Annotated in this window: 2 pseudogenes; both read right to left on the bottom strand. The window is 76.5% G+C overall.

Annotated features, from left to right (window positions below):
- Positions 1-1,823, bottom strand: a pseudogene (locus IF43_RS37385) (type I polyketide synthase); the annotation flags it as partial.
- Positions 1,824-1,941: 118 nt separating this feature from the next.
- A pseudogene (locus IF43_RS40190) lies at positions 1,942-7,893 on the bottom strand (SDR family NAD(P)-dependent oxidoreductase); the annotation flags it as partial.

Here is a 7,893-nt window from a genome sequence, read left to right as displayed (position 1 = left end):
ATGACCGACCACCGCACCCGGACGCACACCCGCCGCCCGCCACACCTCCGCCAGCGACACCATCACCGCGAACAGGGCGGGCTGCACCACGTCCACCCGGTCGAACGAGGGCGCGCCCTCGCCACCCCGCAGCAGGTCGACCAACGACCAGTCGGTGAAGGGCTCCAGCGCCTCGGCGCACTCGCCGATCCGAGTGGCGAAGACCGGCGAGGAATCCAGCAGCTCCGTCGCCATGCCGACCCACTGCGAGCCCTGGCCCGGGAACACGAACGCCGTCTTGCCGCCGACCACCGAGCCCGTCACCACACCCGGGGCCATCGCACCCGAGGCCACCGCGCCCACACCGGCGACGTGGTCGCCCAGGACCACCGCCCGGTGCTCCAGGCCGGCCCGGGCCGACGCCAACGACCGGGCCACGTCCACCGGGTCGGCGGCCCGCCCCGCCTCTCCGGCGAGCCAGTCCGACAGGCGCTCCCCCTGTCCCCGCAGGGCCGCGGGGCTCTTGCCCGACAGCACCCACGGCACCACCGGCGGCACCGTCACCGCCGCGCCGCCGGCCGCCTCCGCAGCCCCCGGAGCGTCGGGAACGTCGGAAACCTCCGGAGTCTCGGGCTCCGGTGCCTGCTCCACGATCACGTGCGCGTTCGTCCCGCTGAACCCGAACGACGACACACCCGCGCGGCGCGGATGTTCGACTTGACCGACCCCAGCAGCAGCGGCCGGTCCGCCGGGCGGTCCTGCCCGTACGTGGCCAGGACGGCCTGCGCCTCGATGGGGTCGCCGAGGGTGGTGCCGGTGCCGTGGGCCTCGACGACGTCCACGTCGGCGGCGGCCAGGCGCGCGTTGGTGAGGGCCTGGTGGATGACGCGTTGCTGGGAGGGCCCGTTGGGGGCGGTCAGGCCGTTGGAGGCACCGTCCTGGTTGACGGCGGAGCCGCGGATCACGGCGAGGACCGGGTGCCCGAGGCGCTGTGCGTCGGACAGCCGCTCGACCAGGAGCATCCCGACGCCCTCGCCCCAGCCGGTGCCGTCGGCGGCGGCCGCGAAGGGCTTGCAGCGGCCGTCGGGAGCGAGGCCGCGCTGGCGGCTGAACTCGGTGAAGGTGGCCGGGGTCGCCATGACGGTGACGCCGCCGGCCAGGGCCATGGAGCACTCCCCCGCCCGCAGCGCCTGCACGGCCAGGTGCAGGGTGACCAGGGACGACGAGCAGGCGGTGTCGACGGTGACGGCCGGGCCCTCCAGGCCGAAGGTGTACGCGACCCGGCCGGAGGCGATGCTGCCGGAGCTGCCGGTGCCGAGGAAGCCCTCGACGCCCTCGGGGACGGACTCCAGGCGCGAGGTGTAGTCGTGGTACATGACGCCGGCGAAGACGGCGGTCCGGGTGCCGCGCAGCGAGGTGGGGTCGATGCCCGCCCGCTCGAACGCCTCCCAGGAGGTCTCCAGCAGCAGCCGCTGCTGCGGGTCCATGGCCAGGGCCTCGCGCGGGGAGATCCCGAAGGGGGCGGGGTCGAAGCGGGCGGCGTCGTAGAGGAAGCCGCCCTCGCTGACGTAGCTGGATCCGGCGCTGTCGGGGTCGGCGTCGTAGAGCGTCTCGACGTCCCAGCCGCGGTCCACGGGGAACGCGGAGATCGCGTCGCGGCCGTCGGCGACGAGCCGCCACAGGTCCTCGGGGGTGCGGACGCCGCCCGGCAGGCGGCAGCTCATCGCGACGATCGCGACGGGTTCCTGGTTCTGCTCCTCGACCTCGCGCAACCGCCTGCGGGCCTGGCGCAGATCGGCGGTCGCCCGCTTGAGGTAGTCGCGAAGCTTGTCCTCGTTCACCATGTGCGTGGGCTCCATGCCAGAGAGGCGGGTCGTACGGGTCGGTCTGACCGCGGTGGTGTGTGGTCGGGGGCCGGGCGGGGCGGGGGGAGGGCCCCGCCCGGCGGTCGGGGGGTGCGGCTCAGGCGCCGAGTTCGTCGTCGAGCAGGTCGAACAGCTCGTCGTCGGTGGCCGAGTCGAGGTCGTCGTCGGCGTCCTCGCCGGCGCGGGGCGCCCGGCCGGGCTCCTGCCGGGCGCTCCACCTGGCCGCGAGGGCCTGGAGCCGCATCGTGATCCGCGAGCGGGTGGCGCTGTCGGCGTCCGTCGCGCCGACGGACTCCAACACCTCTTCCAGGCGGTCGAGTTCGCCGAAGACGGTCGGGCCGTCGGTGGCCGGCGCCAGGGCGGACCGCAGGTACGCCGCCAGCTGCTCGGGGGTCGGGTGGTCGAAGACCAGCGTGGCCGGGAGGCGGAGGCCGGTGGCCGCGCCGAGCCGGTTGCGCAGCTCGACCGCCGTCAGCGAGTCGAAGCCGAGCTCCTTGAACGCGCTGCCGGGTTCGACGGCCGCCGCGCCGCTGTGGCCCAGTACCCGGGCGACGTGCGTGCAGACGGTGTCGAGCAGGACCCGGTCCCGTTCGGCGGGCGGCAGTTGGGCCAGCCGGTCCGCGAGCGATCCGGGGGCGTCCGCGGCCGCCGCGGCGCTCGTGCGGCGCCGTACGGGGACGCGGACCAGGCCGCGCAGCAGGGGTGCCACGCCGTCGTCGGCCCGGGCCTGCAGGGCGGCCAGGTCGAGCCGGGCGGGCACGAGCAGGCTCGGGGTCCGCGGTTCCGCGGCGGGATCCGTGCCGTCCCGGTGGCCCGTGTGCGCCCGCAGGACCGCGTCGAACAGGGCGAGCCCGTCGGCCTCCGACAGGGCGTCCATGCTGCCGCGGCTCAGGCGCTGCCGGTCCTGTGCGTCGAGGGTCGCCGCCATACCGGCCTCGTCGTCCCAGAGGCCCCAGGCGAGCGAGACGGCCGGCAGGCCCGCCGCCCGGCGGTGCTGGGCGAGCGCGTCGAGGAAGGCGTTGCCCGCGGCGTAGTTGGCCTGTCCCGCGTTGCCGAACACGCCGGCCGCGGAGGAGAACAGGACGAACGCCGCCAGGTCGGCGTCCCGGGTCAGCTCGTGCAGGTTCCAGGCGGCGTCGGCCTTGGGCCGCAGCACGCCCGCGATCCGCTCGGGGGTGAGCGAGGTGACGGTGCCGTCGTCGAGCACGCCGGCGGTGTGCACGACGGCCGTCAGCGGGTGTCCGGCCGGCACGTCGGCCAGCAGCGCGGCCAGGGCGTCGCGGTCGGCCGCGTCGCACGCCGCCCAGGTGACCTCGGCACCCCGTTCGCGGAGCTCGTCGGCGAGTGCGGTGGCGCCCGCTGCCGCCGCCCCGCGACGGCTGGTGAGCAGCAGGTGCCGGACGCCGTGCGCGGCGACGAGGTGCCGGGCGAGCAGACCGCCCAGCGTGCCGGTGGCGCCCGTGATCAGGACGGTTCCCTCGGGGTCGAGGGCGGGGGCGCCGGCGGCGGGGGGCTCCGCGGGGGAGGTGAGGGACGCGCGGGCCAGGCGGGGTGCCCGTCCGGTTCCCGCGCGCAGGGCCAGCTGGGTCTCGTCGATGGCGAGGGCCGCGGGCAGGGCCCGGTGGGAGGCGTCCTCGTCGTCGAGGTCGACCAGGACGAACCGGTCCGGGTGCTCGGCCTGCGCGGAGCGCAGCAGCCCCCACACGGCGGCGTGCGCCGGGTCCGGCAGGTCCTCGCCGGGTTCGGCGGCGACGGCGCCGCGGGTCAGCACGGCGAGGCGGGCCGCGGCGAACCGCTCGTCCGCCAGCCATGCCCGCACCAGTTGCAGGGCCTTCGCGGTGGCCGCGTGCGCGGTCGCGGGCACGGTGGCACCGCGGCCGGGGGCAGTGAGGTCGGGAGCCGCGGGGTCGCCTGCCAGGGAGACGAGGACCGTCTCCGGCGCCGGCTCGCCGAGGGCCTCGGCGAGGTCGAAGGCCTCGGCCAGGGCGGGCAGGTCGGCGTACGTGCGGTCGTCGACGGCGTCGAGGACGCCGGCCCGTACCAGGCCCGGGCCCGCCGCGAGCGGGTCGGTGCCGAGCAGCGCCCAGCGGGGGCCAGGCTCCGACCGTGCCGCGGGCAGTGCGAGCGCGGTCCAGTCGAGCTGGAACAGCGCCTCGGCGACGGGTCCGGCGGGAACGACGCCTTCCGTGGCGAGCGGACGCAGGACGAGCGAGTCGACGGTGAGCACCGGTCGGCCCGTACCGTCCCACAGCGTCAGGGCGACCGCGTCCGGGCCGGCCGGGGCCACCCGGACGCGCAGCGCGGCGGCACCGGCCGCGTGGAGCCGCACCCCGTCCCAGGAGAACGGCAGCCGCGCGCCCGCGGGGCCGTCGGGGAAGAACTCCCCCAGCCCGACGGCGTGCAGGGCGGCGTCGAGGAGCGCCGGGTGCAGTCCGTAGGGGGTCGCCTCCGCCAGGCGGTCCTCGTCGAGGGCGACCTCGGCGAACACCTCGTCCCCGAGCCGGAAGGCCGCGCGCAGGTTGCGGAACGCGGGTCCGTAGTGGAGTCCGACGGCGTCCAGGCCCGGGTACAGGTCGTCCACTGCGCAGGCGACGGCTCCGGCCGGCGGCCACTCCTCCAGGGCCGGGCCGTCGGCGTCGGCGGAGTCGGGCGCCAGGACGCCCTCGGCGTGCCGCGTCCACGATCGGTCGGGCGCGGCCTGCTCGGAGCGCGAGTGGATCCGCAGGGCGCGGCGCCCGGCCGCGTCGGGCTCGGCCACGGCGAGCCGCAGCTGGAGCCCGCCGGACTCGGGCAGCACCAGGGGCGCCTGGAGGGTGAGTTCCTCCAGGCGGCAGCAGCCCACGTGGTCACCGGCCCGTACGGCGAGCTCGACCAGCGCGGCACCCGGCACCAGCACCGCTCCGGCGACACGGTGGTCGGCCAGCCACGGCTGGGCGCGCAGCGAGAGCCGTCCGGTGAAGAGGAACCCGTCCGCGTCGGGCAGGTCGACGGCGGCTCCGAGGAGCGGGTGCGCGGTCGCGCCGAGCCCTGCGGAGGCGACGTCCCCGGCGAGGGCGGAGGCCGGGGCCTCCAGCCAGTAGCGCTGCCGCTGGAAGGCGTACGTGGGCAGCTCGACCCGGCGGGCGCCGGTGCCGGCGTAGTACGCCGCCCAGTCGACGCGGACTCCGCGGAGGGCCGAGTTCGAGGTACGTCGTGACGCCGGCGGCTTCCAGGGTGCGGATGCCGTCGAGGAAGCGGACGGCCTCGCGGACGTGCCGGACCCAGTGGCACGACCTCCGCCTCGGAGGCCTGGACCGCGATCATCACGCCGCCGGTCGGCAGCGCCTGCATCAACCGGCCGCGCGCCGCAACGAGTTCGCAGGCGTCGGCCAGGGAGAGGACACCGGCGACGTGCGCGGCGGTTATCTCGCCGATCGAGTGACCGGACACGAAGTCCGGCCGCACGCCCCACGACTCCAGGAGCCGGAACAGGGCCACCTCCACCGCGAACAACGCCGGCTGGGCGAACTCCGTCCGGTTCAGCACGCCCGCGTCCGTACCGAACAGCACCAGCTTCAAGGGCACTTCCAGGCGCGGATCCAGCTCCGCGCACACCGCGTCCAACGCCGCCGCGAACACCGGCTGGGCCGCGTACAGGCCACCGCCCATGCCGAGCCGCTGGCTGCCCTGACCGGTGAACAGGAAGGCCAGCTTCCCCTCGACCGGCGTGCCGTCGAGGACGCCGGCCGGCCGGTCGCCCTCGGCGAGCGCGGCGAGGCCCGCGAGGAAGCCGTCGCGGTCCTCGGCCACGACGGCGGCGCGCCGGTCGAGGGCCGTCCGGCTCGTCGCCAGCGAGTGGCCGATGTCCGCGAGGGACAGTTCGGGGTGCGCGGCCGTGTGCGCGGCCAGGCGTGCGGCCTGCTCACGCAGGGCTCCCGGGTCCTTGGCGGACAGCAGCCAGGGCAGGCTGCCGGCGTCCCGCGCGGGGCCGGGCCGTGCCGGTCCGGGCTCCGCGGGATCGGGCGCCTGCTCGATGACGGCGTGGGCGTTGGTGCCGCTGAAGCCGAAGGAGGAGACGGCGGCGCGCCGCGGGCGGCCCGTCTCGGGCCAGGCCGTGGCGGTGTCCAGGAGCGTGACGGCTCCGGCGGACCAGTCGACGTGCGGGGTGGGCTCGTCGACGTGCAGGGTCTTCGGCAGCACCCCGTGGCGCATGGCCATGATCATCTTGATGACGCCGGCGACGCCGGCGGCGGCCTGGGTGTGCCCCATGTTGGACTTGACCGAGCCGAGGAGCAGCGGCCGGTCGACGGGGCGGTCCTGCCCGTAGGTGGCCAGCAGGGCCTGGGCCTCGATCGGGTCGCCGAGCGTCGTGCCGGTGCCGTGGGCCTCGACGGCGTCCACGTCGGCGGCGGTGAGGCCGGCATCGGCGAGGGCCTGCCGGATGACGCGCTGCTGGGAGGGGCCGTTCGGGGCGGTGAGGCCGTTGGAGGCGCCGTCCTGGTTGACGGCCGTACCGCGGACCACGGCGAGGACCGGGTGGCCGTTGCGGCGGGCGTCGGAGAGCCGCTCCACGAGCAGCACTCCGGCGCCTTCGGACCAGCCCGTGCCGTCGGCGTCTGCGGAGAACGCCTTGCAGCGGCCGTCGGCGGCGAGGCCCCGCTGTCGGCTGAACTCCAGGAACGCCCCGGGGGACGCCATGACCGTCACGCCACCCGCGAGGGCGAGCGAGCACTCCCCGTTGCGCAGTGCCTGCACGGCCAGGTGCAGGGCCACCAGGGAGGAGGAGCAGGCGGTGTCGACGGTGACGGCCGGGCCCTCCAGGCCGTAGGTGTACGAGAGCCGGCCGGAGATGACGCTGGCCGCGGTACCGGTGGCGAGGAGGCCCCCCACGCCCTCGGGGAGGACGGGGAGCCGGGTGGCGTAGTCGTGGTACATGACGCCGGCGAAGACACCGGTCCGGGTGCCGCGCAGGGCGCCCGGGTCGATGCCGGCACGTTCGAAGGCCTCCCAGGAGGTCTCCAGCAGGAGCCGCTGCTGCGGGTCCATCGCCACCGCCTCGCGGGGGGAGATCCCGAAGAAGCCCGGGTCGAAGGCGGACGCGTCGGAGAGGAAGCCGCCCTCGCGGGCGTAGCTGGTGCCCTCCTGGTCGGGGTCGTCGGCGAACAGGCCGTCGATGTCCCAGCCGCGGTCCTCGGGGAACCCGCAGATGACGTCGCGGCCGTCGAGGACGAGCCGCCACAGGTCCTCGGGCGACTGCACGTCGCCGGGGTAACGGCAGCCCACGCCGACGATGGCGATGGGCTCGTCGTCGTCGCGGACCGCGGCGGCGACCGCCGCCGACGGTGTCGCGGGGGCTGCGCCGAGCAGCTCGGACCGCAGGTGGCCGGCCAGGACGGTGGAGGTCGGGTAGTCGAACACGAGGGTGGCCGGCAGGCGCAGCCCGGTCGCGGCGCCGATCAGGTTGCGCAGTTCGACGGCGGTGAGGGAGTCGAAGCCGAGCTCGCGGAAGGAGCGGTCGGCCTCGACCGCGGCGGGTCCGGGGTAGCCGAGCACCGCGGCCACCTGGGTGCGCACCAGATCCAGGACGAACGCCTCCTGGTCGGCGTCCGCCATCCCGGCGAGCCGGGCGGGGCCTCCCGGGACGCCCGCGGCACCGCCCGCGGCGGCCCGGCGCACGGGCGTGCGGACGAGGCCGGACAGCAGCGGCGGGAGCGTCCCGGCAGCAGCCCGGGCCCGCAGCGCCGCCGGGTCCAGCCTGACCGGGACGAGCAGGGCGGGCGGGCCGGCGGCGCCGGACGCGGCATCGAACAGGGCCAGGCCCTCGGCGGCGGACAGCGCGTCCGCCCCGCCGCGGCCGAGCCGCGCGACGTCCTCGGCGGCGAGGTCCGCGGCCATGCCGCCGCCCGACTCGGTCCACAGGCCCCAGGCCAGGGAGAGGCCCGTCAGGCCCCGGGCCCGGCGGTGGGCGGCGAGGGCGTCGAGGAAGGTGTTGGCCGCCGCGTAGTTGGCCTGTCCCGCGTTGCCGAACACGCCGGCGGCGGAGGAGAAGAGCACGAACGCGGACAGGTCC

The organism is Streptomyces sp. NRRL S-87 (genome assembly GCF_000719335.1).
Classification (GTDB): Bacteria; Actinomycetota; Actinomycetes; order Streptomycetales; family Streptomycetaceae; genus Streptomyces.
Note: the sequence above shows the minus strand (reverse complement) of the source record. Positions and strands in the feature narration are given on the sequence as shown.